The following is a 3,997-nucleotide window of genomic DNA, read 5'->3' as shown; positions in this document are numbered from 1 at the left end:
CTCCTCGGGCAGCGCCGACGCGCTCTCGCAGTTCGTCGCCTGGCCCGGCCTGCTCGCCTTCCAGGGCAAGGCGAAGCCCCTGTACGACGGCGCGGAACTGAACCTGCCCACCTTCCACGGCGTCACCGCCCGCGAGGACTTCGCCAAGCAGCGTCCGAAGGTCCTGGAGGCGTTCCTGAAGGCACAGATCGACGCCACCGCGTATCTGCGCGAGCAGCCTGTCACGGCCAGCGAGAAGGTCGCGAGCGCGACCGGGCTGCCCGCCGAGGTCGTCCACCTCTACAACGGCCCCAACGGCATCGCCACTTTCGATCCGACCCTCAAGCCCCGGCTGATCGCCGCGCTGAAGGAGGACGTGCCCGTCCTCAAGTCGGCGAAGCTCGTCGGCGACGTGGACGTGGACGCGTTCGTCGACGACCAGTACCTGAAGCGGGTCTACGGTTCCGCGTACGGGAAGCAACTCGCCACGACCGCGCCGGCCGCGCGCAGCGAGGTGTGGCTCAAGGGCTCGACCCGTACGTCGTCCTTCGCCACCCCGTCCGAGGCCCTGCGGTACATCGCGGCGCACAGGACGAAGGTCCGCGCCGCGTACGTACCCGACACCACCACCGGGACCCTCTGGTACGCGGACAGGGCCGTCTGGCTCGCCGACGGAACGCGCCCCCTCCCCTTCCTGACCCCGGCGGCGGCGAGCGCCTACAGGTCCGCGCACCCCGGTGCCCGCCCCCTCACCTACGTCCAGGCCCTGGAGTCGGCGTCATGAGGATGCTGCTGCGAGCGGTCTCCCTGGCGGCGGCGCTCGCCCTCTGGCAGCTCCTCACCTCTCTCGATGTCAACCTGTGGCTGCGCTTCGAGCAGTTCCCGACGGTCACGGAGGTGGCGGGCGAGTTCGGTGAGCGCCTCGGCACCCCGGAGTACTGGCAGGACCTCACCGACAGCCTCACCCGTATCGTCTCCGGCTTCGTCCTGGCGGCGGTCGTGGGCGTCGTGGCCGGCACGGCGATAGCCCGCTCACCTCTCGTCGCCGACCTGCTCGGCCCGGTCCTCGAAGTCCTCCGCCCGATCCCGGCGATCGCGCTGGTGCCGGTGGCGATCCTGCTCTTCCCCAGCAATGAGCAGGGCATCGTCTTCATCACCTTCGCCGCGGCGTTCTTCCCGGTCATGGTGTCGACCCGGCACGCGGTGCGGGCGCTGACCCCCGTCTGGGAGGAGGCGGTCCTCACGATGGGCGGCAGCCGCGGGCGCGTGCTGCTGTCCGTCGTCCTCCCGGGTGCGCTCCCCGGAATCTTCTCCGGTCTCTCGGTCGGCATCGGGGTCTCGTGGATCTGTGTGATCTCGGCGGAGATGATCTCGGGTGAGTACGGGGTGGGTTACCGCACCTGGCAGGACTACACGGTCGTCGACTACCCCGGCGTCTTCGTCGGCATGGCGAGCATCGGCCTCCTCGGCCGGCTCACCTCGACGACCGTCGAACTCCTCGGCCGCCGCGCGACACGCTGGCTCCCGGGCCCGGCCGCAGCGCCTGCCCCGAGGACCCCGCCCCGGTGGTTCGTGGGCAGTCGTTCCTCCCCCGGAGCTGCGCCTGGGAGGCGCCCCCAGGAGTCCTCCCAGGACGGAGTCCCAGGGGGACGTGGGGCTACCTCCCCTGCCCGAAGGGCTGTGGAGGCGGGCGGCACGATCCGGCCACCGGGCCGCGGACGGCTGCGCACCCCCACCCCGGACAGGAGGCCCGCACCGTGACCACGTCACCCGGAACCCTCGTGGGCAACGCGCCCACCACTCCCCGGGGCGCACGGCTCGCCCTCAAGGGCGTGCGCCTCGGACACCCCGGCGCCGTCGCGCTGGACGGCCTCGACCTCGATGTCGCCCCCGGCGAGTTCCTCACCGTCGTCGGCCCCTCCGGCTGCGGCAAGTCGACGCTCCTGCGCACCCTCGCCGGCCTCCTTCGCCCGCTCGCCGGCGAGGCCACCGTCGACGGACGCCCCATCACCGCCCCCGGCGCCGAACGCGCCCTCGTGTTCCAGGAGGACGCCCTCCTCCCCTGGCGCACCCTGCGCGCCAACATCGAACTCCCCCTCGCCATCCAGGGCATCGACAAGCGCACGCGCCGCGCCACCGCCGACCGCTGGCTCGACCGCGTAGGCCTCACCGAACGCGCCCGCCACCTCCCCCATCACGTCTCCGGCGGCCAGCGCCAGCGGGCGCAGCTCGCCCGCGCCCTCGCCGGCGAACCCCGCGTCGTCCTCATGGACGAACCGTTCGGCGCGCTCGACGCCCAGACCCGCGCCGGTATGCAGCGACTCCTCGTCGACGTGGTCCGCGACGTGATCCGCGGCACCGGCTCGACCGTCGTCTTCGTGACGCACGACGTCGACGAGGCCCTCTTCCTCGGCGACCGCGTCGCGCTCCTCGGCACCGGCCGCGTCCTCGACGTACCCCGCCCTCGCGACCGAGCCGCGGAGCTTCCGCAGGACCAGCTCACAGCGGCCCACGAACTGATCTACCGCCCGCTGCGCAACCCCGAGGGCCCGCCTCAGCCCCAGGTCGAGTACAAACTGCGCCGGTTCGTGAACGACTACGTCGCCCCGCCCAAGTCGGGCGCGCGGCTCTCCCTCGCCGTGGACCACTTCGAGCGGATGCGCACGGAGATCGCGGAGATGGGGGCGCGGACAGCGCACGAGCTGATGCGCTGCGCGGAGGTCACGTTCATCCGGGACTGCGCGGAGATGGCGGCCCGGTCCTCCCTCGCCCGCACCGAGTCCCGCTGGGGGCTGTACCACGAGCGTACGGACCATCCCCGGCGCGACGACGAGACCTGGCTGCACCATCTGGACCTGCGCAAGTCGGCTTCCGGGGCGATGGAGTTCACGGCGCGCCCGGTCGCGCCGTACCTCGTACCCGTCGACGAGTACGCACCGACCGGCGGCCCTTCGCGCCACCTCGGCGAGGTCCACCCGGAGCAGGTCGCGACGGCCGGCCCGCGCGAGGTCGCGCCCATCGGCTCGGGTACGGGGGCTCCGGTCGCCCCGGTTCGGCGGGACACGACGACCGCCACGTCCCGCTCGCCCCGCATCGTGGAACTCCTCGCCCTCGCCGAGGAGGAGCAGCCGGAACTCGGCCGGCTCCGGCCCTACTTGACCGACCCGGACGCGACCGTCCGCCGCGCCGCCGTGGCCACGCTCACCGAGACCGCACCGCCCGGCACGGGCCCGGCGCTCGCCTCCGCGCTGGCCGACCCGGATCCGGCGGTACGGGGGGCCGCCGCGGACTCGCTGCGTGAGCTGGTGGCGACGCTGCCTCCGGAACCTGCCCTGCGGGAGCCGCTCGTCGCCGCGCTGTCCGGCGACGACGCGGCAGTCAGGGCCACCGCGCTCGCCGTGCTGCGCGCCCTTCGCCTCGGTGACGCCGTCCTGTTCGCGCCCGGCCTCGACGACCCGGATCTCGCGGTCCGCGTCGAAACGGTCCGCGCCCTGGTCTCGGTCGACGCAGTCGACGCGCTGGGGGCGGCCACGGCGGACCCGGCCCGTGAGGTCCGGGTCGCCACGGCGAGGGGCCTGGCGGCGGTGGCGGCGGCCCGGGCCGAAGCGACGCCGGCCGGGGTGATCGAGGCCCTCGCCCGCCTGGTGCGCGACGACGACCCGCTCGTCCGCGCCGCGGCCTTCGACGCTCTGGGCGCGACCGGCTGCCCGTCCGGCCTCGCGGAGGCGGCCGTGGAGGCCCTCGGCGACGGCGCCTGGCAGGTGCGGGCCGGGGCGGCCACCGCGCTGCGGGGCACGACAACGGACATCGCCGTTCCCGCGCTCGCCAAGGCCCTGGGCGATCCCAACGACGACGTACGCAAGGCAGCGGTACTGGCTCTGCTCCGCCACGACCACGAGGACGCGCGGGCCGCCCTGTCGACGGCCACGGGCGATCCCGACGCCGACGTACGGGCCTATGCGGCCCGGAGCGTCACCGGTGCCGCCGCCGTACACCGCTGAGCGGCGCGTTCGAGGCC

Annotated in this window: 2 protein-coding genes and 1 pseudogene; all 3 read left to right on the top strand. The window is 74.0% G+C overall.

Going from position 1 to position 3,997, the window contains the following annotated elements:
* A pseudogene (locus ACWGI8_RS40880) lies at positions 1-763 on the top strand (ABC transporter substrate-binding protein); the annotation flags it as partial.
* Positions 760-1,740: an ABC transporter permease gene (locus ACWGI8_RS40875; protein ID WP_453668520.1), complete on the top strand. Its 981-nt coding sequence runs from the start codon at positions 760-762 to the stop codon at positions 1,738-1,740. The pseudogene ACWGI8_RS40880 and the gene ACWGI8_RS40875, both read left to right, overlap by 4 nt.
* Positions 1,737-3,980, top strand: coding sequence for an ATP-binding cassette domain-containing protein (locus ACWGI8_RS40870; RefSeq protein WP_453668519.1), 2,244 nt, complete (start codon positions 1,737-1,739; stop codon positions 3,978-3,980). The genes ACWGI8_RS40875 and ACWGI8_RS40870 overlap by 4 nt, the downstream gene beginning before the upstream one ends.
* The last annotated feature ends 17 nt before the right edge of the window (positions 3,981-3,997 follow it).

Source organism: Streptomyces sp. NPDC054841, assembly GCF_053611045.1.
This window is presented reverse-complemented; position numbering and strand designations above follow the sequence as displayed.

What these genes read in the sequence shown, in the direction of transcription:
- ACWGI8_RS40875 (WP_453668520.1), top strand. Translation starts at nt 760, where the DNA reads ATGAGGATGCTGCTGCGAGCGGTCTCCCTGGCGGCGGCGCTCGCCCTC.